Consider the following 23,064-nt stretch of genomic DNA (forward strand, 5'->3'; position numbering starts at 1 on the left):
ATTGTCAGTCAGGCGATAGATGAAAAGATGCTTGGTAGTCAAAATATTGCAAATGAACGAGAAAGAGGTCATGCCCATGTTTGAACCTACTTTGTACAGCGGTGTTCCGGAACAAGATTATCCTTTGCTGCGCGCCCAACTTGCCGCGCTTATCGAGGATGAGCCGAATCTGATCGCTAATCTGGCTAATGCAGCCGCGCTGCTCTGGCACGGGCTTCAAGATATTAACTGGGCGGGCTTCTACTTATATGAAGAAGCAACGAAACAGTTGGTGCTGGGCCCCTTTCAAGGGATGCCAGCTTGTGTCCGTATTCCACTTGGCAGAGGGGTATGCGGCACTTCGGCACAGAAACAGCAGACATTAGTCGTAGCTGACGTGCACGAGTTCCCTGGTCATATCGCCTGTGATGCACGCTCGCGATCGGAGATCGTAGTCCCACTAGTACAAGGTGGCCGCTTGATCGGTGTACTGGATATTGACAGTCCGAACAAGGAACGCTTTCACGAAATCGACCAGATATGGCTGGAGCAGCTTGCACAGTTGTTAATGAGAGAAGGTTAGCTTATACAGAGCAGCTGCCTGCAAGTGGCGAATGTTGTGAAATAAGCAGAAGACGCTTTAAGTCTAAGGGATTGACCCTAGCTGAAGCGTCTTTTCAGGTTGCGTATCGTCAGGAAAGGGAACCTCGCGCTTTAAGCTGATCTGCGATAATAAAACGGTGCTGATTCATTAATTTTTTACGGGAATGAATAATTTCCGACTTGGTGTATGCTGCGACTAACAAAGCTGCCAGCAATACGATCAGGGAGGGAAATAAATCAATAGCTTGCGTAAGATATGGTGTAAACGAATTCATCCACTGCTCAAGCTCGCTAGGGGGAGCTTTCACCAGACTGGACGCATTAAACCCGATCGTAATAAATATCCCCAGTAACAGGATGATCACCGGCATAAAAATTTTCGTTAGCAGATCTGTAAACTGGTGCGGCACATTAGGCTCATCTTCAAAACCTTTTAAGTAATAGTGAATGACGGTCAGTTTGTCCGTCTCTAATTGTCTGTAGGCATATAAATGCCCCTCTGTCATCAGATCAATCGCTTTATTACGGGGCGAGAGCGTCGTTCTCCATTCTGCAATGAGCTTGTTAATCGGGCGATACAGCCTGTTCTTAAATACAAAATAGTTACAAGTGTCCACCACCGCGAACAAAATTACAAGGGCGGACATGCCGTAAATGAGATAGGTAAGTAACAAATTTAATTTAGCTGTATCTATGTTCAACCCTCCTTTAGGGTGAATCATCGGCGTGCAGCCGCATGAATGTCCATTTATATCCTTCTATTGTATCATAAGACGGATATATACGGGATCATATGGCCAAAGGGATACCATAAAGCAGGTTCTCGTAACTAGAGAACCTCTTTTTTTGTACCTAACTAAGGGGGAGGACATTGTCAGTATCATTACAAACTGTGACTTATGATAGGGTTGATGCGGTATTCCATATGAGTATATTGGGCTGTGGGACAGGGCTGACACACTGTTGATGTGCAGCTATTTCACATAATCTATCAATAGATAGAGAAATAGTTGAGGCGAACCGAGGATATTTAACAGGGTGGTGTTATAATATGGCGGCTAACAAAATAGTGGTCTGGGACCCGGGACATGGCGGTATCGATACGGGGGCGGTAGGCAACGGACTAATGGAAAAGGACATCACACTGCGCATCGCAACAGAGGCTGCAAAGCGTTTAATGGCACAATACATTGGCGTAACCAGTTATATGACTCGGTCAACTGATGTGTTTGTAGAGTTAAGCGCACGCACTGATCTAGCGAATGCAGCTAAAGCATCCCTGCTCGTTTCGATCCATTGCAACTCAGGTGGGGGGGCAGGTGGGTTTGAATCCTATACGTATTCAGGCACATCGGATAATATGACTGCTTATTTGCAAAATGTGCTGCATACGGAAACGATGACGCAACTAAAACCATTTTCGGTAATCGATAGAGGTCAAAAAAAAGAAAACTTTCATATGCTGCGCGAGAGCAAGATGCCATCGGTGCTCACGGAAAATCTTTTTGTTGATGTGGCTTCGGATGCTGCCAAGCTCAAAAATCCTGCTGTTATAGATGCGCTTGTGAACGGTCATGTTTTGGGGGTTGCCAAAACTCTCGGCTTGATTCAAAAGCCCTCTGACCCGAATGCGGTCACTATAGCGGTGGACGGGCAAGTGATTACGCCGGGCATCAATATGAATGGGACCACGTATGCGCCGGTCAGAGCAGTGGCGGAGTCACTTGGTGCAACGGTAAGTTGGAATCAAGCGGAGAGAAGGGTAGACATTAAGACAAAGTAGGCTGTAGACGTCACGGTACTCTCCGATAAGCGAGATGATGATCCCTTTTGAATATACAGTCGGTGCTCGTCACGAACTGTATAAGCATGAGGGATTTTTGACTGCGTCTGCTGGGCAAGGTAGTAGGGAACCTCTTTTAATGAAGATGAACGGGAGTAGAGGTTTAAAAATGGCAGTGAAGCACGCTACCGGAGGCGCACATATATTTGGTATAGTTAAGGGAAAAGATGGATTAACGATAGGGGCGAATGTTGTGGTCAGTATAAAAGATATCGCTAAGAAAGCGGGGGTCTCCATCTCCACGGTATCCTATGCGTTAAACGGGAACCCTAAAGTAACAGAGGAAACAAGTAACCGCATCTTAGCAGTTGCAAAAGAGTTAAACTATGTACCTAACGCGGCCGCCCGCAATTTGAAGAAGCGGGAGACCAAAATTGTGGGGGCGTTTCTAACGGATTTTGACGGAGCATTTTACGGTGAGCTTTTGCAAGGCATTAAAGAAGTGGCCAACAAAAAGGGGTATGACCTGATTGTGTGCAGCGGAGCTCAATCACACCGGCTGTTGCCAGAGCGGATGATTGATGGTGCGATTGTGTTGGATGCTTCTTTTCCAAGCGATGAACTGCTTCAATACGCAAACCGCGGTCACAAGCTGGTAGTATTGGATCGTGAACTAAACCATCCCCATATTAATCAGGTATTACTTGATAATAAAGCGGGAGCCACATTGGCAATGGAATATCTCATAGAAGCGGGGCACCGCAAAATTTATGTGGTCACGGGACCAGACGCCTCGTTTGATTCGATGCAGCGTTTGCAGGCTGTTCGTCAAGCCGTTGAGCGTCATCAGCCGCTTGAGTACATACCGATTCAAGGCGACTTTAATAAGGCGGCAGGGCAGGCAGCCGCTGAACAAATTTTGAGCGAGTATACAGAACCGGCAGCTGTCTTCTGCTTGAATGATGAGATGGCGATCGGCTTGTATAACGCCATAAAAGAAACGAATTATGTCATCGGACAGCATATTCATATTATCGGCTTTGACAATATTGAATTAACACACTACACTACACCGCGTTTGTCAACGATTGATTATTCGAAGCGAAAGTGGGGCGCACTTGCGGCTGAGCAATTGATTAAGCTTATTTCTGAAGAAGAGGTGGAGCACGAACGTATTTATGTGAGCTTGGTGCAAGGTGATTCGGTCCATCCTGTCATAAAGGATTCAAATTCAAAGTGATCGTACGCACAATTTGCAATCGCTTCCCTTGATAAACTGGATATAACAACCAATCCAAGGTGAGGGGGAACGGATATGTTTTGTTATCAATGTGAACAGACACCAAGCGGGGGATGCAAAGTAATTGGTGTTTGCGGAAAGAACGAGACAGTAGCCAGTTTGCAAGATACGATTATTTTCGCTTTAAAAGGAATCGCCGCTTATGCAACGCATGCACGTCAGCTCGGATATGAAGATTCAGAAGTGAATCGTATTACGCATGAAGCTTTATATATGACACTTACCAATTCAAACTTTAACGTGCAGGAGCATATTGAAATGGCGTTGAAGGTGGGGAGTGCAGCCGTTCGTATTATGGATGTGCTAGATCAGGCGCATACGAATCGTTTTGGTATTCCAGAGCCAGTCACCGTATCACAAAATGCAGTTGAAGGTCATGCTATTGTGGTGACAGGTCACAACCTGTACGCACTTGAGGAGCTCTTGAAGCAGACGGAGGGAAAAGGCATCAATATATACACACACTCGGAAATGCTTCCTGCACACGGCTATCCGGCTTTGAAGAAATACGGTCATCTCCGTGGAAATATCGGCAAGGCTTGGTATGATCAACGTCGTTTATTTGAACAATTCCCAGGTGCAATACTGGCTACTACCAACTGTGTAATGCCGATCAAGGGAACGTATGCGGACCGTTTCTTCTCTTATGAGGTAGCAGGCTTAGAAGGGGTCGCCAAGATAGAGAACGATGACTTTGCGCCATTAATAGAAAGAGCCTTAGCTCTGCCATCTATGACGATATCCTCTGATCAAGTGCTGACAACAGGCTATCATCACGAGACAGTTATTGGCTTGGCTCCCGAAATTATTGAAGCGGTGAAGGCGGGCCAGATTAAGCGCTTCTTTGTTATCGCAGGCTGTGACGCTCCAGGCAAAGGCGGAGAATATTATCGCGAGCTGGCGACATCACTGCCGCCAGAAACGGTCATTCTGACCACATCATGCGGGAAATTCCGCTTTAATGATGTGGACTATGGCACTGTGCCTGGCACAGATATTCCACGTTACATCGATTTAGGCCAGTGCAACAACTCGGGCTCTACGGTGAAGATCGCACTAGCCTTGGCAGATGCATTTGGCTGCACAGTTAATGAGCTGCCGGTGTCAATCGTCCTCTCTTGGTTTGAACAGAAGGCAGTCGCTATCCTGCTCGGACTGTTTAGCTTGGGCATTCAAGATATCCGAATTGGGCCGAAGCCGCCGGAATTTATTTCGCAAGGTGTAATGGATGTGTTGGTTGAGACATTTGGATTAAAGTTAATTGGTGATGCGCAAGAGGATATTCAAACGATGATGCAGCTGGCACATTAAGCTGCCGTGATCAAAGGAATGTCTGCCTGATTTGATTAGTGTACTTACTCTTATAAATTGGATGTTGTAAAGAGAATGGTGTAATGATTATATATACACCTATCGTCACGTCCTCCTGAGCCGTAACCTTGCCTAACGGCAGTAACGGCTCAGGAGGACTTTTTTGTGCAGGAGAGGCCATTCGGGCCCCGCTGATCTGAGCTAGATGTTCTAAATGAAGCAGAGGAGCAGTTGTGTTGTTGAACGGGTGTTCTTGCATTTTAAGTACGGTAAACCGACATTTCTTGTAAGATTATGCTGTAAAAAGCAGGCCGTCTGCCTTATACTAGATGGAAGTAAAAGATGATCAGTAGAACAAAGGAGTGGAGCTTAGATGCAAGCACCGATTCGTATTGGTATTGTGGGTTATGGTAATTTAGGAAGAGGGGTCGAACAATCCATTCGACAAAATCCTGACATGGAGCTTGTGGCCGTCTTTACGCGACGCCAACCGGAAACGGTACAAGCTAGTGTACCGGTAGTGGCTTTAAGCGAAGCTCATTCTTATAAGGATCGTATCGATGTTATGTTATTGTGTGGAGGTTCGGCAACAGACCTTCCAGAGCAAGGCCCTCAATTAGCGGAGCTTTTCCATACGGTAGACAGCTTTGATACACATGCCCGTATCCCTGAATATTTTGACAGCGTGAACCGTGCAGCCGAAGCAAGTGGACATGTTTCGGTCATCTCTACAGGTTGGGACCCAGGCTTGTTCTCCTTGAACCGTCTTCTTTTTGAAGCTGTGCTTCCTGAAGGCAATGAATATACATTCTGGGGCCGTGGCGTAAGCCAAGGACACTCGGATGCGATCCGTCGTATCGAAGGTGTGCAAGCAGGCGTGCAGTACACAATTCCTTCTGACGAGGCGGTAGCTCAAGTGCGTCGCGGGGACAATCCAACTTTGACGACGCGTGACAAGCATTTGCGCGAGTGCTTTGTCGTAGCTGAAGCCGGAGCAGATCAAGCACGTATTGAGCAAGAAATTAAGACGATGCCGAACTATTTTGCGGATTATGATACGATTGTACACTTCATTTCCGAAGAAGAACTGCGTGCCAATCACAGCGCCATACCTCATGGCGGACTCGTATTCCGCAGCGGGATTACAGGCGAAGGCACTAAGCAGATTATGGAGTTTGGCTTGAATTTAGGTAGCAATCCAGAGTTTACATCCAGCGTACTGGTAGCTTATGCACGTGCAGCTTATCGTCTGGCACAACGGGGCGAGAACGGGGCGCGTACCGTGTTTGATATCCCGTTTGGGCTGTTGTCACCGAAATCGGCAGCAGAACTGAGACAAGGATTGCTGTAAGTTAATCTAAGCGTACAACATAATGGGAACGACTCGTTTCGAGTTGCTCATATAGAAACGGATTAGCCTATCCTGCTGACACCTCCTTGAATCGTTCTTACGATGACAGGGAGGTGTTTCTTTTTAGGCGCATGTATATAGGGCGGTTTATTTCCTAACTCCTTACGTAACGAAGCGCCGCTATGAAAAACAAATAAACCACTTCGTATAAAGTGGTTTGGGTTATGGTCAGTCTAGGGGATTCAAGGCCGCTAAATGCCATCGTAGTTGGATTAAGGTCTGTTAGGCATAAGGCATATGCTGTAGCAGCTGCTTTATTTGATTTTCAGGGAAAACCGTTACTAATACTTCCTCAAAGGTCACTTTTGCCTTGTCGAGCTTATCTTGGCCAATTGAGGTCAAAGAAGTGTAGATACTTCTGCGATCATTGTGGCAGGCAATTCTTTTTAAGGCTCCGCAGCCCTTCGCTTCAAATCGGCTCACAAGTCTGGATACCGCGCTTTGGCTTAAACCGACCATTGACTCCAATTGTTGCAATTTCAATTTTTTTTCTGGCGCTTCTGACAAAAACAAAAGCAAATAAAATTCATTTAAAGACAACTGATACTTCTGTTGTAAACTTGCTTCCAGTTGATTGGCTACGTTTATTTGTATTTGAGTCAAGGTTAACCAATTCGATATAAGGTCATTGTTATGCGACTTTTCCATCCCGCAATTTCACTCCTGAGTGTAAGTTACCAATCCTAATGAATTTTAATTATTCTTTCAGCATTATAGCACTAATAAGCAAAGTTGTCTGATTCAAAGCTGTACCGATATAACAGCAAGCTAGTGTAAAAAGAGACCAGCTGAGCTATCCCTGCTGGTCTTTGAAAAATGATCTAATGATTTTATTTTGATGTTCTTGGAAAGCTAAACATATATGGTTTAGGAATGTCTGTTTCTTTATGGAGCTGCGCGGCAGCCTCCAATGCCCAGTAAGGATTTCTTAACATCCCCCGTCCAATCGCAACAAGGTCTGCCTCTTCATTACCAAGTACCGCATCGGCAAGAATGGGTTCATCCAACCTGCCAACCGCTATCACGGGAACATCGAGATTGTGCTTAATTGCGCTTGCTAACGGTACTTGATAAGCTGCATGGGACCCGGGCTTCTCACCTGTAGCGATAGGTCCGACTCCAATAGGTCCCTCACCGCCTGTACTCACATGAAAGATGTCTACTCCCGCTTCTTTATAGGCTTTGCTGAACTTTAGGCTGTCAGTAAGTCCGTATCCACCTTCTACATATTCCTTGGCAGAAATACGCATGATGAGAGGCATACCAGCAGGCATTTGGCTTTTGGCAGCACGTATGACTTCGGAGCCAAAGCGGGTTAAATCTTGTCCATACTCGTCCGTTCTAAGATTGGTTAAAGGAGAGTGGAACTGATGAATAAGATAGCCGTGTGCACCGTGAAGCTCAATAACATCAACCCCCGCCTTGACCGCTCGTGCTACGCCTTGACGGAATTTCTCGATCATTGCTTTCACTTCTGCATTCGTTAGCTCTCTTGGCGGGGTAGCATTGGCGTCAAACGGTATTGCTGATGGCGCTACTGGAACCGCTGCATCTTCAGCTTTACGTCCTGCATGGGCAATTTGAATGCCCACCTTGGCTCCATAAGCATGACAACCCTCAACGATTCTAGCTAACGCAGGAATTTGTTCATCAGACCAGATCCCAAGGTCAAAATCAGAGATGCGGCCATCGGGTTCAACATCCGTCATTTCGATAATAATCAATCCGGCTCCTCCGACAGCCCGACTCACATAATGCATATAATGCCAATCTGTAGCGATCCCATCTTTATTGCTAACAGAGTATTGGCACATAGGGGGCATAACGACACGATTTTTCAGCTTCAAGTCTTTTAGGGTATAGGGGGTAAATAAATCCGTCATGACTTATCTCCTCTTTATATACGATTTGTAATTGGCACGTTTAAATAGGATGAACAACATGTCCAAATAAATAAATGCATGCTCATGCATATAATTTAATAAATGAAGTCTTTTCTGTCAACACTTTTTTCGAGCAGTGCGTGCTTTCGCAACTGCAAATAAAAATATCCCTCCCTCGATTTAGGAGCGGAGGGAGAGATATTTTACACGTCGAGGGTAGATTATGGTTATGACTGCCAATACATATCCAAAAATTTGTCTCTTCCCGATGCAGCACGGTCCTGCTTGTAATGGTCAGGTTCTTTCTGGTAATAGTTCTGATGATAGTCCTCAGCTGGGTAAAATGGAACTGCATCCCGAATCGGAGTTACGATCGGCTTGTCAAAGCGTCCGCTCTCCGCTAAATACCGTTTGGATCGTTCAGCTTGTTGTCGTTGTTCCTCATGATGGACAAATATAGCTGTTGTGTAAGACTCGCCCCGGTCCTGAAATTGGCCGTGCGCATCAGTTGGATCAATTTGCGCCCAGAACACCTCCAAAATGCGCTCATACGAAATAAGGCTTGGATCAAATGTGATCTGGACGGCCTCTATATGTCCAGTTGTTTGGGATTTTACTTGCTCATAGCTTGGGTTTTTCACATGGCCTCCGGTATAACCGGATATAACAGCATGTACTCCCTCCCATTGGTCAAATGGCTTTACCATACACCAGAAGCAGCCCCCTGCAAAGGTAGCAAGCTGCAAAGAGGAAGAGGATAATTGGGCTTGATTCGTCATCGGTAGCCTCCTTCGTTACTTTATGGCAAATGTCATCGTATATAAATAACAATAGTGTACAGCGGACGAGCCTGTTCTGTGAAGCATCGTATTTGTATTTTGCAAATGAACATGTTGAGTTGCTGCACCCATTTAATGAGATGTAAGAGGTGATGAAGTGGTGAACAAGAGACGTGTGGACTCCGACTTTTCCAACACCGCATATATTAAACATGTCGAATTAAAGCGCGAAGCGGTACCGCGATTCGACGTATACCCCTTTAATCTGGATGCAGTCCGAACTTTTGACAAGCTGTCATTTACAAAGCCCGTTACGTTCCTAGTTGGGGAAAATGGGTCAGGTAAATCTACTTTGCTTGAAGGAATTGCTGTAGCATACGGATTTAATCCAGAGGGTGGCTCCACAAATATAAAGTTTGCAACCCGATCTTCACACTCTGATTTACATCATTATTTGAGAATTGCGAGGGGTGTCAAGAAAGCGAAAGACGGCTATTTCTTCCGCGCGGAGAGCTACTACAACGTCGCATCACAGATCGATTTATTGGATGAGGATAAAGTAGAAGAAGTGGCAATGCCGCTAATCAACATGTCCTATGGAGGGAAATCGCTGCATGAACAGTCTCACGGCGAAGCCTTCTTTTCAACCTTTGTGCATCGTTTTGGTGGACACGGTATTTACATGCTGGACGAGCCGGAAGCTGCGTTATCACCGATCCGTCAAATGTCGCTCCTTGCTCGTATACATGAATTGGTGCAGCAACAATCCCAGTTTATTATCGCTACACATTCGCCTATCCTGATGTCTTATCCGGGGGCTGACATTTATATGCTGGATCAAACGGGTATGCGACAGACTGTGCTTGAAGATATAGACCATTATGTGGTTACACGCGGTTTTATGAATGATCGTGAAGGTATGCTGCGTCAATTACTGCGAGAGGGGGAATGAGTTCAGACGGAATTGTTTGTACAGAAGCAGACAAGCCTTTTCGAGAAAAGGACTTGACTCTTGTTTGTGTTGTAACTATAATGATTACATCGGGCAATAAACTTGCAATTTGTACTTGCAGATTAGCCATTCAATTGCACTTGTAGATGAGTATGTATTTTTTTTGGCTATGTTGTAACTGTTTTGATTACAATTCGAAAACAAGCGCGCCAGCATAGTGCAGCACAGTTTCATTTCACTCATTTAATAGGATAGGGCCGTGTGATTCACATATTTAGCCCTGTTCAGGGAATACTTAACTCATAATTTTTGGAGGGAACCATGATGAAAATAGCAATTATCGGAGCTACAGGTAAAGCAGGAGATTTTATTTTAAAAGAAGCTATCAACAGACAGCATAACGTGACGGCCATTGTTAGAAATGCAACAAAATTGACTAACAATACAGTTGCGGTATTGGAAAAAGACGTATTCCAGCTTACGTCTGATGATGTTAAAGGATTTGATGTTGTGGTGAATGCATTCGGTGCAGCTCCAGGCAACGAACATCTTCATGTAGAGGCTGGTCGTGTATTGATTGAGGCATTAAAAGGTGCTCCTGCTACTCGTTTAATCGTAGTTGGTGGTGCAGGCAGCTTATTCGTAGATGAAGCGAAAACATTACGTGTAATGGATACGCCTGAGTTCCCAGCTGAGTATTTGGCTACTGCACAAAATCAAGGCAAAAACTTAAGCGATCTTCAACACTCTACAGGAATTCAATGGACGTTTATTAGTCCATCTGCGTTTTTTGATCCGCAAGGCAAGAGAACAGGCGCCTATCAGTTGGGTGCAGACAACTTGTTAATTAACGCTGGTGGACAAAGTTATGTAAGCTACGCTGATTATGCGATTGCGGTATTGGATGAGATCGAGAATCCAAAGCATGTAAACCAACGTTTCACGGTAAGTTCCGAAGCTGAGTAATAGAGAGTATATATAAATAATGAAATAGTTGAGCGCATACTCATCATCTAAACAGACATCCGTAATGAACGATCACGGATGTCTGTTTTTGTGTTACAGGCGGGATGTCATCTGAAAGGTTGTGCTTGACCAAACCGATCACGACTACTATGATTTGTCCTAAAGAGTAAAAATTTTCAAATCATGAGTATAACGATGGTTGGCAACCGCAATCTGAATAGGAGGAAGACGTCTGTAGGACGTTGTATTCCTAATAAAGGAGTATGGTAGGTATGAATGTGCTGTCGGATATGAGAAAGTTTTTACATGTACAAGGTGCGAGCAGCTTACTGCTCGCTCTATTTTGTTATGGAATTGGTCTAGGTATTTTGGCGCCGATGAATTCGGTTTATTTAAGCGACAGCCTTGGCTTGTCAAAAGGGCAGATTGTATCCATCTTCTCGATCTCGCTAGCCATTAACATGACCATGACGATATTGGTCGGACTCATCAGCGACAGAATAAAGCATAAGAAGCGATTGGCGCTTATAGCCGCTGCGCTGTGCCTGATTGGACTTATCCTGTATATGAAGGCGACCACCTACGGCACAGCTTTAGCAGGGATGTGTATGGCTTCTGCCCCATCAGGGCTCATTATGGGTCAACTTTTTGCTATGTCACGAAATCATTTTCAGCGGTTAGCACCTGAGATTGTAGAGATTGGGCAGATCTGGCTGCGTGCAGGGCTTAGCGTAGGCTTTTTTATAGGATTATTGTTAGGGGCTAACCTTTACTTGCTTGCAGGCTTTAAGGGCGTGCTCTGGGGAAACATGGCCGGATACGGGATGCTGCTGCTCTTATTGCTCTTGTACAAGGAGCATGAGGCAGTTGCAGAGGTGGAGGGCGGTTCGGGAGGCGAAGCCTTTTCACTTATTATGCTGTTTGCTTTACTTCTGCTCTCGTGCGCGGATGCGATTCGTGGATTATATTTGCCACTTGTGGTTAAGGATCTATTTGGAAAACCAGAGCTGATGTCCTATATTTGGAGTGTCCAGGCGGTGTTTGAACTGCTATTTATGACTTTGGCAGGGTATTGGTCTGCTCGTTATGGGAGTCGAAACGTGATCTGGTTTGGTGGTATCGGCGCACTTCTTGCTTACACAACTTACGCGTTTTCCTCGTCTCTATTTTTGTTCTTCCTTGTCCAGCCGCTCTACTCCTTTTTTGTGTCCGTATTGTACGGAGTTGCGATGGGCTACGTACAGCGGATGTTTAAGCATCGAACGGGATTCGGCTCCAGTCTGTACGTTTTTATTTCACAGTCTGCTACGTTTATAGGCTACATGTTCCCGTTGTTTATAGCAGGGTATAGTCCGACGATCTTTATTATTCCGCTAGCATTAGTGACGCTGTCGTTAGGAGTGATTGGAGGTGTAATCGGATGGGAAAAATGGAAAGTACGTCGGCAAGCGCTTCAGGTCTGAGCCCACACGTCGCTAGCGTCCACTAGGCGCGCGTTTATCGATTAGTGACATGAATAAGACGGCCAAGGCTCGTATCGGTTCCTTGTCTATCAAAATCCCCTAGCCGTGCAAGGAATCGAAGTCCGCACGCAGCTAGGGGATAGTTAGGTTCCAAGAGCGTATAAGCTTGATCGTTATGGGATCTCGTTCCAAAAACGAATGCTTATGAACGCTCGATAATTGTGTTATAGGTTGTGCGATCGGTATGCTTTACAAGCTGAACGAGCAATTCTTTGGCAGCATCAATGTCGTCTGTATGGACGATGGAGGCAGGTGTATGAATATAACGACCTACGACACCGATAATGGTCGAAGGTACGCCATTGCCGCTGACGTGAATTTGGCCAGCATCTGTTCCGCCAGGAGATACAAAGTACTGGTACGGGATTTTGTGTGTATCTGCAATATCCTGTACGAATTCCACCAAGCCGCGGTGTGTGATCATAGTCGGATCAAAGATGCGCAGCAAAGCCCCTTTGCCCAAATGGCCAAACGAATTACGATCACCTGTCATATCGTTGGCTGCGCTGCAATCGAGACCATAGAAGATGTCAGGTTGGATCAGGTTGGCCGCTGTGCGCGCCCCGCGTAAGCCAACTTCCTCTTGTACGGTTGCACCGGCAAACAGAATGTTGGGCAGCTCGATCTTCTGACGATGGACCTCTTTTAGCAATTCCAGGGCAAGGCCAACACCGTAACGATTGTCCCAGGCTTTGGCCATAATTTTCTTAGGATTGATCATCGGCGTGAACGGGCATACCGGCACGATCTGCTGTCCTGGGCGAATGCCTGCTGCTTCAGCCTCTTCACGGTTATCAGCACCTACATCTATGTACATAACCTTCGGGTCAACAGGTTTGTTCGCGGTAGCTTCATCAAGCAGATGCTTAGGGATGGAGCCGACGACACCACGAATAGGACCGTTAGGTGTAATTACGTCCACTTGCTGCGCCAAGATGACTTGTCCCCACCAGCCGCCTAACGTTGTAAACTTCAGCATACCTGTATCTGTAATTTGGGTAGTCATAAAGCCGACTTCATCCAGATGTCCCGTTACCATGACACGTGGACCTTCTTCATTGCCACGGACAACACCAAATACACCACCGAGATTGTCATGGATGATCTCATTTGTGTACTTGGAGATTTCTTCTTTCACCAGACCGCGCAGTTCTCTTTCAAAGCCGGAAGCCGCGGGAAATTCAGTTAACTTGCGAAATAAATCTAACGTCTCTTGTTGCATGACAGTAGCTCCTTTGCAGACAGGTATTGTGAGTTGGATCTGATGTTAATTAGGTATAACGTATACAACTAGTATGAACTTATTGGGATAAGGAAGCAAGCGAAGCACGTCATCTGCTTGGGCTACGAAAGAACGACGATGTCTGTTTACGAGCAGCCCTCATCTTCATGAGCGCTACAGCAAATAAAATAAGCTGACATCTGTTGAATATAGATGTCAGCTTATCGTGAGGAGGCTTCTTGGTTGACGATACAACACCTTGCACGCCATATAAAGTTAAGACTCCTAGTTCGTGTTTATGCCTGATGAGCTTCAACGTAAGCATCAATATGGGCCATTACATCTGCGGTTACGCGCTCAAGTCGATTGGCTGCATCCTTGCCGTCTGTACCTTTTACCGCAAAATACATTTTGATTTTCGGTTCGGTGCCGGAAGGACGCAAGCAGAACCAGCTTCCGTCTTCGAGATGGAACTTCAATACGTTTTCTTTAGGTAGGTCATAGAGACCAAGCGAGAAGTCCTCTGTCTTCGTGAACCGAATACCGCCTGCTTCAGCAGGGGCATTTGTGCGCCAATCTTCCATAATGCCACGGATAATGGCGACACCTTCCATCCCTTTGAGCGTGCGGGTTTGCAAGCCCTCAAGGTAATGTCCGTGTTGTGCATACAACTGCTGCAACACATCGTACAGGGTTAATCCTTTGGATTTATAATAAGCGCCGGCTTCACAGATCAGCATCGCTGCGATGACCGCATCCTTATCGCGAGCGTAGTTGCCTGCCAGATATCCATAACTTTCTTCATATCCAAAAATGAAAGTATGCTCGCCAGTTGCATCAAACTGTGTCATTTTCTCACCGATATATTTAAAGCCCGTTAACGTGTTCATCACGGTCATCCCATATGAGGCTGCGATAGATGCGCCTAATTCGCTAGTCACAATCGTTTTAATTACTGCACCGTTAGCAGGTAGTGTGCCAGCTTGTTTCATGCTATCTAACATATAGTGCACCATAATCGCACCTGATTGATTGCCCGTTAGTACCACATATTCCCCATTGGCATCCTTTACAACAGCACCCATGCGGTCTGCATCCGGATCTGTACCCATGATAATATCGGCATCCCATGCTTTTGCTTGTTCAATTGCGATTCGGAACGCATCACGCTCTTCCGGATTGGGTGACTTTACAGTTGGGAAGCTGCCGTCAGGCTGCTCTTGTTCAGCGACGACGTTCACCTGCTGGAAGCCAACACGTTCCAGTACACGACGAACAGGGAGGTTGCCTGTACCGTGCAGTGGTGTATAAAGTACACGGAATGAATCGCTTGTGGCACGGATAACGTCTGGGTTAAGGCTGACAGCTGCCACGGCGGAAACATAAGCCTCGTCCATGTCTTCCCCAAGCCATACAAGCAGACCTTGAGCCTCCGCTTCAGCGCGGGATAGCTTTTTCACTTCAGCTAGAGAAGAGATGCCGCGAATCTCACCGATGACACGCTTGGCTGTGTCGGACGTAATTTGTCCACCGTCTGGGCCATATACTTTGTATCCGTTATATTCTGGCGGATTATGACTTGCCGTCACAACGATCCCCGCACTCGCTTGCAGGCGACGAACCGCAAAAGACAGCTCTGGCGTTGGTCGTAGACTTTCGAACACGTACGCTTTCACGCCATTGCCCGCTAGTACAAGCGCAGCCTCTAATGCAAACTCTGGTGAGAAATGACGAGAGTCATAGGCGATTGCTACAGCAGGAGTGTTGCTTTGTTCCTTTAAATACTGAGCCAAGCCTTGAGTTGCTTTCCCGACGGTATATACATTGATGCGATTGGTTCCTGCACCGATAACACCACGCAGGCCACCTGTGCCGAACTCTAAGTCTGTATAGAAACGATCGATGATCTCCCGTTCCTGATCTGCGATCGCACGCAATTCTTCTTTTGTGGTTGTGTCCACGAGTGGATCGTTCAGCCACATCTCGTACATTTGTTGAGCATGACGTTCTGTTGCCAATGTAATATCCTCCTTAGACGGCAATATGAAATGCCGAAACTTTACATAAGTCTTATTGTAAGCGATTTTGTAGCTAGATGCATGTGACAAAATGAAACCCTCTACAGGCTAGGGACCTCTAAAATCAGCGTATGAGCTAATTACATGCGCTATTCGTCCTTAATTGTTTGATTAGGCTGCTAGTATAGGCAGCACTTGGTTTTAGGTCTCTTTAGAACAAATAGCTAACCCCAGATCGGATGAGGAGACCTGGGGTTAGCTATTCATTGGATGCGACGTTCACCGAAGTTACAACTAACTAAATTAGAGAATCGCGTCCAGCGAGATGCTGCCTGCACCGATCATTGCAACTGCAATGGCGATGACGATTAGCATCAAATTGTATTCGTACCCATTTTGCGTGACCCAGTACCCGTTTTTGCCATGTACAGATCCGATTGCAACCACCATAGTACCTACAATAAGAAGCGTTCCAATCCAAGTGAACAGGCCAAGGCCAAATAACAATCCACCTAATAGTTCACCCGCTCCAGCTATAAAAGCCATCAGTACACCGGGGCGAATGCCGATTGATTCCAACCAGCCCCCGGTACCTTTAAGACCGTGGCCTCCGAACCAGCCAAACAATTTTTGAGCTCCGTGGCCCATCATCGTTAACCCTAATATGACACGAATAAATAATAGTCCGTAATCTGCTAGCATATTCATCTCTTCTCCTTTGATCGTCCCGACAGGCGGGGGAAGTGTGAAAAATAACTATAATTAATATATCTTGATATCGAGATATAAGAGAGGCAAAACCCGAATCCCAATCCTAGATGAGCTAGGAAGGGGAAACGGAACCTTTGCCGACTTTCTTTAACAATTCAACCAGCTTCTCTTGTTCATCTGTTGATAGTGTGCCGATCGCGTCGTGCAGTACTTGCGCATGTTCTGGGAAGATACGCTCCATCAGGGCTTCGCCATCTGGTGTTAATTGCACATAAATAACACGTCGATCACTCTCACAGGACTGCCTTACAATTAGCCCCTTGGCTGCAAGTTTATCAATGACATAGGTCATCGTACCACTGGCCAATAGAATGCGACTGCCGATTTGCTGGATCGGAGTAGGCCCTTTGTGGAACAGCAGCTCTAGCACAGCAAATTCAGAAGGGTTCAAGCCATATCGCTTGATGTCAAGCTGCGCCAAATCCATTAATGAACGAGAAGCGCGCGACAGGACAACAAACAACTTTAGCGAGCGTTGGATCTCAGGTGCATATACATCAAACCGCGTATTATTATTCATCGTTGTTCACCACCTTGATGATTAAGGATATTGATATTACAGCAGATGATACGAACATGGAGAGTCGGCGCGAAAAATACCGACATCGTTAGAATGTAGTCTGCATTAGAAACTGAATTCATATTCTCGAAAAATAACATCTTGAAATTGAGATAAATATAGCATAACAAAATGAGGATGTCAACACTTTGCCAAGGTGTGAATCCTCATTTTTGTTTGGTTAAGGGGAGCATCGAGTTGTATGTCATCTTCATGGTGGTTAATAGCGGCAAATAGTATGGGGTGTTTATTTAATAAAAGGACGAATGTAGGGTGCCATTTGAATTCCCATAGTCAGCTTGTGTTGTGTATCTGTGTGCGACTGACCAACCAACTGTCGTTGCAGCATCGAGTAGAGCATGGAAAGTGCAGCATGCACATGAGCGGCAAAAGCAGAAAAGGGGGAAGCCGCGGTTGTGTTGAGCGCAAGGAGCATGTATTGTATTGCAGCATGGAAATCGTATCGGTGTGCAGCTGACGCAGCGGTTAACATCATGCGTAAAGCAGGTTGCTTAGAGTCTTTTGCGGCTGCCTCGTAGTGTTTTGCGGCCAACCCCGAGCGGTGAAGGTGTTCAGCCATACAAGCCGCGGTCCAGTGAGAACGCCACCCTCCAGCCCCTTCTGTAGTGGTGTATAAATGTTCTATACTGCCGCAGCATGTCGCTTTCTGGGCGCATTTGTAGGCTTCCTCGAACCTGTTTAAGGCTCCTAGCAAATAAGCGTGAAGCTCCAGTAAATCAGGGAAGTTCGGATAGAGCTCATTGCCGAGGTGCGCCAATTCAAGCGCTTGGTCCAGTTGGCCTGTCATTTGTAGAGCGTAGACAGATTTAAGACATACATCAGACATGTAGCCTGGCATATCGAATGGTTCTGGTTCTGTCAGGATTGATAATGTGCGCATAAGCCAAGGCAAGCATTCCTTATATTGCTCGTCCTGAAATAATTCCGTGCCATAGGCGTACCACCATAAAGGTTCATCAGGGTATTTTTCCAGCTGTTTTAACAGAAGCTGACGATTACGATCGCTTTTGTGCTTGAGACGAAGCACTTCTGGTGCATATCCATCGTGCCACAACGTTAAGGGGGCCCACTGTAGCCCGTCAGGGTAAGCCGCCTGTACAGAAGCGGCAATCTCCTCGTGAATGCATCCTTGAAAGCGAAAGCGCGGATCTTGACGAAATAGACGACAAGCCATGTCGACGGCTAATGCATCCGGTCGGGGCTGACCGATGTGCCAGCGCTCTGCAAGGTGAACGCAGCGGACGTAATAAGCGTGGACCCTGTCTTGGAGCAGAAGCGGCAATACGCTTTCAGCTTGCCACGATACAGGGTCCATGATTTCATCTGCATCCAGTACGAGTATCCACGGTTGATGCGCAAGGACGATGCTGGCATTGCGGGCGGCAGCAAAATCATCTGCCCAAGTAAAGTAGTGTACCGCAGCGCCGTATGCTGCTGCGATATGGGGAGTATCGTCTGTCGAGCCAGTGTCGACGACGATGATCTCCCTTACTAACGGTACGGCTGAGGCTAAACAACGGCCGATAACATCGGCTTCGTCACGGACAATCAGGCAAAGTGTAATCGGAAGCAGAGAAGTATGTGGCATACACTTCTCAACAGGCATCGTCTGTGAAATAGGGGTTGCTGCAATAGGATATGGAGTTGGTGTAGTATGGTGACCCTTAGTCTCAATGAATGCTGTGTGTGCGTGGGGGGGGACATGATCGATTCTATTTTTTTGGCTCGAATCTTGTAAGGTGTAGCATTGGCCTTTTTGTAACGAATGTGCAGTGTGGCTATGCACGGGATGATGCACTTCGTTATTCATGTGGCCGTGCCTCCTGTTCGGCAATCGTTAGTGCCAATGTTCCAATCGGTATCACTAAGCGGTTTAGCTTCGCGGCCGCAGATGCGCAGGGCTGCTGTTGCATACGGGCTAATGCCATGTCAGCCTGGTGCATGAGGTGAAGCGCTTCTTCTGCATAAGCAATGGCAGCATGACCTGTTAAGGGAGGCGGGTGTGGCGTATCCTCCTGACCCGGCAAAAAGTTCAATGGCGACATTGTTTGATGTGAAGCGGCGGACTCTGAAAAGAGGGGGCATGTAGCTGCCTCCACTTGTTCGTTGCTCGCTAGCGTCCGCATTTGTGCATCCTGAAGTGTAAGCTGTCGCGATTGGGTTTGAGCCGTAAGCCATGCTGTGTGCGAGGCGTCAGCAGCGGGTGCGATCTCGGAGATCACCCGCATCCGCTGCCAAGCAAGCCATACCGATGCGGGACACCGCGTATCGTCCAGAGAAGCGCGATACGCGGCGTCTGCGTCATCCCAAGCCCGCGACTCTAGTGCCCATGCTGCAAGCTGCGCGGAGGCACGATAGGTGCCAACTCCACCCTCGGTATGATAATGAGGTGGCGGGGGGCCTAGACGTGCTGCTTCACGCATAGCTCGAAGGGCTGCCCCGCGGTCGCCAGCGGCATCATGATATATCGCCTTTGCGAAGTGGAGATCTGTATAGTCTGGATAATGCTTAATACCTGCCGCACAAAGCTGTATGGCGTCTTCATATAGACCTAGCGCTGCACATGATAGGGCTTCATATTTTACCATGAGATGGGCAAAGGTTGCAGTAATGGGTGTAATAGCACGGGCCTCGCGCAGCAGCATGAGCGCTTGATCCATCTTCCCCTGCCTGATGCGTTCTACTGCCAAATTAAACAGGTGAAATGGCTCTCGGCCTTCACGAGCTAGCGTTTGCTCCAATAGTTCAGCATTACGCTCTATCTTGCGCTTATCGCGGACTATATCCGGCTGATAACCGATATGCCGTAACCTTATAACGCTGAAGCCCAACACGGCTTGCGGACGTTCGCGCAAAATAACAGGCGCGATTTGCTCGTGTATAGCACCTTCGAAGCGATATTCAGGGCGGTTGCGAAACACGCGCAGCAGCGGGTTTACACTGACTGGAATTGCCTTCGGGTCTTCTGATAAGGTGTGCTCTACTTGCAGAAACCAGCCCTCGCTCGTGCAATCGGCTTGCTGTAGCAATTGCTTGAGAGCGACCTGGTCTTCTGGGACAAGCCGTTCATCGGCATCAAGCGACAAGATCCATTCACCTGAAGCTTGTTGCAGTGCAGCATTACGAGCATCAGCAAAATGGTTGGACCACGGATGAAGCGACACTTTGGCTTCATATCGTTCAGCGATTGCAATGGTGTCATCTGTTGAGCCAGTATCAATAATAATGACCTCATCGGCGACATCAGCGATGCTTAGCAGGCAATCGGGCAGCAGACGCTCCTCATTTTTGACGATCATGCACACCGATAACAGAGGTTTTGGTGACAAGGCGCATATTCCTCCTTTGCAGCGTAGTTCGCTCCGTTTGCCAAGGAATGCGTTGAACGGCAGCAATAGAGCTTTGCAGCGCCTGTAGCTGTTCCTTCCAAGCAGCGGAATCCGGTTCGAGTGATACGGCTTGCATCAGGTGGTTTTCGCTTAGCTTTAAATAAGCTAGTGCTAGCATACGGTCACGCCGAATCGTATTTGCGCCAGATGATTCGCTCTGCTCTTGTAGTCGACGAGCCCCCTCGAGCAGATCAACAGCCTCGCGCCATTGCTCTGCATTCATTAACATTTCACCGACGATTATAGCTCCTTCTGCATCCAATCGTTGTTCATTCATTGCTTCCAATAAATAGTGCACTGCTGTGTAAGGATCACCGGCTTGGAATAGTGCCTTGGCACAGCATACGTCCCACGGTGCCTGATACTGAATCCATTGGCGCAGTGGGCCGACCAAGCCTTCACTTCCTAGAAGATTAACCCATTCGGATAGTAATTGTTCTGCCTCTAGTGAACAACCTTGAATTGGATCGAGTTCATATAAAGCTTCATCTCCATTCGTGTAAGGAGGTTCTACTTCCGATCGATCTGCGACAGCGACGGCTGCTGGTTGAAGGATAGAACTGGTACTCGCTGTGCGGACGTCCGAATAAACATTGGCTAGACTAATCAACCAGTCGTATGCTTCGGAGGTAACAGGGTCCCATTTGTCGCGATAGGGTACTTGAATGGTTCCTTGAATATATGCCTGCCAAGCGCATATCGCATGTAGAGACACCAGCCTATGCTGGTCTTCTGGATGAACTCGTGCGGCATGAAGCAGATGACGTAAAAGCTCATGTGCTTCCGCATATCTACCCATATGAAGCCACGCCGTGGCCAATCCTCGTATGGCGTCTGGTGCAAAGAGATGAGCCGAGCATAACTTTGAAAGTGCGCTGACGTATCCAGCCTCTGCATATACATGTGCCAGTGTGGAAGCTTCTGGGAAATGGATCTCGCCCCATTCATTCTCAAGATGGGCGACGATCTCTTCTTCTGTGACCTCCATATCAGATAATGATGCGCTTAGCCCTAGTAAAGCTGGTTTATAATGGGAGCGTGTACGTAGTGCGGCGTCGTATTGCTGAGCAGCCTCTTGATGCCGACCGAGAGCTTGCAGGGCATTTCCCATCGCTGTAAGTGCAAGATATGTGCTTGCCCCTGCTTCTGACACATATTGATCAGATGTGGCTTTACTAGCACTGGTATAAGCTTGTAATGCTTCATCCCACAATCCTTGTTGCTCTAATGATTGCCCGTGAACGAGATGAAGGTCGGCGTAATCATGAAAAGACTCTAATCCGTCGCGTGTCCACTCCTCAGCCAAATGGGGGAGGTTGCGAGCTAGCAGCACTTTAGCGGCATCCCGGATCAACGTGGGTCGATAGGCAGCAAGTGGAGGTACAATTCTCCTAGCCATCTCAAACCACTGTGAGGCTTCAACCAACTCTCCGCGTTGAGTGGAATTTACCCCCAGACCGTATAAGACAAAAGGGTCAGATAATTCATACGGCTTTTCTAAAGAGTTGACCAAAATGTCATAATTTCGTTTTAACTTCTGTTTGGCGTGTATATGTGACGCTATTGTACCTAGATGATGAATTTGAACTGTACTGTTGCCGATGGATGCGGGCCCTGAATGATGTAAAATGGCAGGGCCGACATCTTCATGAATTTTGCCTTCGTATTGATATTCTGGTCGTCTGCGGAACAGGCGGATGGTGCGATGCTGTAGTGTGTGCCATTCATGCTGTTCACTTAATTGGTTATGGATGATCACTGTGTATGCTTCTATGTGCGAGTGATTAATCCATTCTTTTACCTCATGGATTGGGGTGGTTAATCTCTCGTCTGCGTCAATGACTAGTACCCATTCAGAAGTCATATGTGAGAGGGCTTCATTTCTCGCGCGGGCAAAATCACTGTGCCATTCAACAGAAAGGACATATGCTCCGTGATCTTGTGCGATTTGTTGCGTGCCGTCTGTTGATCCTGTATCTGCTACTAATAATTCGTCTGCTCCGATCGTGCTTGCGATACACGCACCGATGTATGGAGCTTCATCTTTAGCCAGTATGAGCACGCCAAGGCGACTAGCGCACTTTGGGCGACGAAGAAACATCGAATCACCTCGTCTTTATGATTTGTAAAATGAAAATAAGCACATGATGGTCATGTGCTTATGCCAATGATATTGATATATCGTATGCCCAAATTGAATATTAAGTGCCTTGTGCGTTAAAAAAGACGTCAATTGTAGCGGGTGCAGCTAACAAGGTTGACCGATAGGACAGACGCGTATATTTTAGGAACCTTGCTGGTACGATGACATCTGTTGCTCCGGCTGCAATGGTAGCTCCGTTGGTATCGCTGTAATAGTGTGTTCCATCTGCACTGACTTCCACAACGGTTGTGATTGAGCCGCCCTGGCGGTTGTATACAAAGAAGGAGTATACGCCCAGATTACTTGTGGTGATAGCAGGGAGGGGAGTGAATGATGTGGCTCCTACTTGCACGTTTGAGGTGGATTGTTCTACAAAGCTTTTTTGGGAGATGGAAGTAACACTCGATAAAGTACCAGCAGTAATCGTAGCGCCGAGCACGCTAGAGATGGT

At 46.9% G+C, this 23,064-nt stretch carries 20 protein-coding genes; 8 read left to right on the top strand and 12 right to left on the bottom strand.

Going from position 1 to position 23,064, the window contains the following annotated elements; genetic code table 11:
- Positions 1-76 precede the first annotated feature (76 nt).
- The gene (locus tag H509_RS0123760) at positions 77-562 is read left to right on the top strand and encodes a GAF domain-containing protein (protein ID WP_028547253.1); all 486 of its coding nucleotides are present in this window, start codon (positions 77-79) and stop codon (positions 560-562) included.
- Between the two features lie 109 nt (positions 563-671).
- On the opposite strand, the gene H509_RS0123765 is transcribed toward H509_RS0123760, so the two are convergent.
- On the bottom strand, positions 672-1,283 hold the full coding sequence (locus H509_RS0123765; RefSeq protein WP_028547254.1) for a hypothetical protein: 612 nt from the start codon (positions 1,281-1,283) through the stop codon (positions 672-674).
- Positions 1,284-1,633: 350 nt separating this feature from the next.
- Between H509_RS0123765 and H509_RS26530 the strand changes: the two genes are divergently transcribed.
- The 4 genes from H509_RS26530 (at position 1,634) to H509_RS0123785 (ending at position 6,327) form a co-directional block, all read left to right on the top strand.
- A complete protein-coding gene (locus H509_RS26530; protein ID WP_051287556.1) occupies positions 1,634-2,365 on the top strand; it encodes an N-acetylmuramoyl-L-alanine amidase in 732 nt (243 codons plus the stop codon).
- A 253-nt stretch (positions 2,366-2,618) separates the two neighbouring features.
- Complete coding sequence (locus H509_RS0123775; protein WP_028547255.1) at positions 2,619-3,605, top strand: LacI family DNA-binding transcriptional regulator; 987 nt, start codon at positions 2,619-2,621, stop codon at positions 3,603-3,605.
- A 75-nt stretch (positions 3,606-3,680) separates the two neighbouring features.
- Positions 3,681-4,976 carry a hydroxylamine reductase gene (hcp, locus tag H509_RS0123780; protein WP_028547256.1) on the top strand — a complete coding sequence of 432 codons (1,296 nt, stop codon included), beginning with the start codon at positions 3,681-3,683 and terminating at the stop codon, positions 4,974-4,976.
- A gap of 373 nt (positions 4,977-5,349) precedes the next feature.
- Complete coding sequence (locus tag H509_RS0123785; protein WP_028547257.1) at positions 5,350-6,327, top strand: diaminopimelate dehydrogenase; 978 nt, start codon at positions 5,350-5,352, stop codon at positions 6,325-6,327.
- A 282-nt stretch (positions 6,328-6,609) separates the two neighbouring features.
- Here H509_RS0123785 and H509_RS0123790 read toward each other — a convergent pair whose 3' ends face one another.
- From H509_RS0123790 to msrA, 3 genes are all read right to left on the bottom strand, one after another.
- Positions 6,610-7,035, bottom strand: coding sequence for a MarR family winged helix-turn-helix transcriptional regulator (locus H509_RS0123790; protein ID WP_028547258.1), 426 nt, complete (start codon positions 7,033-7,035; stop codon positions 6,610-6,612).
- Positions 7,036-7,217: 182 nt separating this feature from the next.
- Positions 7,218-8,270 (bottom strand): NADH:flavin oxidoreductase/NADH oxidase, encoded by a 1,053-nt coding sequence (locus tag H509_RS0123795; protein ID WP_028547259.1) that lies wholly within the window; start codon positions 8,268-8,270, stop codon positions 7,218-7,220.
- 227 nt (positions 8,271-8,497) lie between these two features.
- Positions 8,498-9,049 carry a peptide-methionine (S)-S-oxide reductase MsrA gene (msrA, locus tag H509_RS0123800; protein WP_211234378.1) on the bottom strand — a complete coding sequence of 184 codons (552 nt, stop codon included), beginning with the start codon at positions 9,047-9,049 and terminating at the stop codon, positions 8,498-8,500.
- Positions 9,050-9,209: 160 nt separating this feature from the next.
- Between msrA and H509_RS0123805 the strand changes: the two genes are divergently transcribed.
- From H509_RS0123805 to H509_RS0123815, 3 genes are all read left to right on the top strand, one after another.
- Positions 9,210-10,001, top strand: a complete 792-nt coding sequence (locus tag H509_RS0123805; RefSeq protein WP_245596242.1) for an AAA family ATPase — start codon at positions 9,210-9,212, stop codon at positions 9,999-10,001.
- A 324-nt stretch (positions 10,002-10,325) separates the two neighbouring features.
- Entirely contained in the window at positions 10,326-10,967 is a 642-nt protein-coding gene (locus H509_RS0123810; RefSeq protein WP_028547262.1) for an NAD(P)-dependent oxidoreductase, read from the top strand.
- A 272-nt stretch (positions 10,968-11,239) separates the two neighbouring features.
- A complete protein-coding gene (locus H509_RS0123815; RefSeq protein WP_028547263.1) occupies positions 11,240-12,430 on the top strand; it encodes an MFS transporter in 1,191 nt (396 codons plus the stop codon).
- Between the two features lie 202 nt (positions 12,431-12,632).
- Here the strand turns inward: H509_RS0123815 and H509_RS0123820 are convergent, their stop codons facing one another.
- The 8 genes from H509_RS0123820 to H509_RS28100 form a co-directional block, all read right to left on the bottom strand.
- The gene (locus H509_RS0123820; protein WP_028547264.1) at positions 12,633-13,712 is read right to left on the bottom strand and encodes a M42 family metallopeptidase; all 1,080 of its coding nucleotides are present in this window, start codon (positions 13,710-13,712) and stop codon (positions 12,633-12,635) included.
- Positions 13,713-14,008: 296 nt separating this feature from the next.
- Complete coding sequence (locus H509_RS0123825) at positions 14,009-15,703, bottom strand: phospho-sugar mutase (RefSeq protein WP_084159371.1); 1,695 nt, start codon at positions 15,701-15,703, stop codon at positions 14,009-14,011.
- A 330-nt stretch (positions 15,704-16,033) separates the two neighbouring features.
- Entirely contained in the window at positions 16,034-16,432 is a 399-nt protein-coding gene (locus H509_RS0123830) for a DoxX family protein (RefSeq protein ID WP_028547266.1), read from the bottom strand.
- Between the two features lie 121 nt (positions 16,433-16,553).
- Positions 16,554-17,021 carry a MarR family winged helix-turn-helix transcriptional regulator gene (locus tag H509_RS0123835; RefSeq protein WP_051287557.1) on the bottom strand — a complete coding sequence of 156 codons (468 nt, stop codon included), beginning with the start codon at positions 17,019-17,021 and terminating at the stop codon, positions 16,554-16,556.
- A gap of 286 nt (positions 17,022-17,307) precedes the next feature.
- Positions 17,308-18,891, bottom strand: a complete 1,584-nt coding sequence (locus H509_RS0123840; protein ID WP_028547268.1) for a glycosyltransferase — start codon at positions 18,889-18,891, stop codon at positions 17,308-17,310.
- Positions 18,884-20,410, bottom strand: coding sequence for a glycosyltransferase (locus tag H509_RS0123845; RefSeq protein WP_157277939.1), 1,527 nt, complete (start codon positions 20,408-20,410; stop codon positions 18,884-18,886). The genes H509_RS0123840 and H509_RS0123845 overlap by 8 nt, the downstream gene beginning before the upstream one ends.
- Positions 20,364-22,571 (bottom strand): TPR domain-containing glycosyltransferase, encoded by a 2,208-nt coding sequence (locus H509_RS0123850; RefSeq protein WP_028547270.1) that lies wholly within the window; start codon positions 22,569-22,571, stop codon positions 20,364-20,366. Before H509_RS0123850 ends, H509_RS0123845 begins: the two co-directional genes overlap by 47 nt.
- A gap of 100 nt (positions 22,572-22,671) precedes the next feature.
- On the bottom strand, positions 22,672-23,064 hold a 393-nt coding region (locus H509_RS28100; RefSeq protein WP_245596243.1), incomplete at its 5' end, for a DUF6385 domain-containing protein.

The organism is Paenibacillus taiwanensis DSM 18679, assembly GCF_000425125.1.
Taxonomy (GTDB): domain Bacteria; phylum Bacillota; class Bacilli; order Paenibacillales; family Paenibacillaceae; genus Paenibacillus_B; species Paenibacillus_B taiwanensis.

Coding starts and splice junctions, on each gene's coding strand:
- H509_RS0123830 (WP_028547266.1), bottom strand. CDS start 16,432: ATGCTAGCAGATTACGGACTATTATTTATTCGTGTCATATTAGGGTTA.
- H509_RS0123835 (WP_051287557.1), bottom strand. CDS start 17,021: ATGAATAATAATACGCGGTTTGATGTATATGCACCTGAGATCCAACGC.
- H509_RS0123810 (WP_028547262.1), top strand. CDS start 10,326: ATGAAAATAGCAATTATCGGAGCTACAGGTAAAGCAGGAGATTTTATT.
- H509_RS0123760 (WP_028547253.1), top strand. CDS start 77: ATGTTTGAACCTACTTTGTACAGCGGTGTTCCGGAACAAGATTATCCT.
- msrA (WP_211234378.1), bottom strand. CDS start 9,049: ATGACGAATCAAGCCCAATTATCCTCTTCCTCTTTGCAGCTTGCTACC.
- H509_RS0123785 (WP_028547257.1), top strand. CDS start 5,350: ATGCAAGCACCGATTCGTATTGGTATTGTGGGTTATGGTAATTTAGGA.
- hcp (WP_028547256.1), top strand. CDS start 3,681: ATGTTTTGTTATCAATGTGAACAGACACCAAGCGGGGGATGCAAAGTA.
- H509_RS26530 (WP_051287556.1), top strand. CDS start 1,634: ATGGCGGCTAACAAAATAGTGGTCTGGGACCCGGGACATGGCGGTATC.
- H509_RS0123825 (WP_084159371.1), bottom strand. CDS start 15,703: ATGTACGAGATGTGGCTGAACGATCCACTCGTGGACACAACCACAAAA.
- H509_RS0123815 (WP_028547263.1), top strand. CDS start 11,240: ATGAATGTGCTGTCGGATATGAGAAAGTTTTTACATGTACAAGGTGCG.
- H509_RS0123850 (WP_028547270.1), bottom strand. CDS start 22,571: ATGTTTCTTCGTCGCCCAAAGTGCGCTAGTCGCCTTGGCGTGCTCATA.
- H509_RS0123820 (WP_028547264.1), bottom strand. CDS start 13,712: ATGCAACAAGAGACGTTAGATTTATTTCGCAAGTTAACTGAATTTCCC.
- H509_RS0123840 (WP_028547268.1), bottom strand. CDS start 18,891: ATGAATAACGAAGTGCATCATCCCGTGCATAGCCACACTGCACATTCG.
- H509_RS0123795 (WP_028547259.1), bottom strand. CDS start 8,270: ATGACGGATTTATTTACCCCCTATACCCTAAAAGACTTGAAGCTGAAA.
- H509_RS0123790 (WP_028547258.1), bottom strand. CDS start 7,035: ATGGAAAAGTCGCATAACAATGACCTTATATCGAATTGGTTAACCTTG.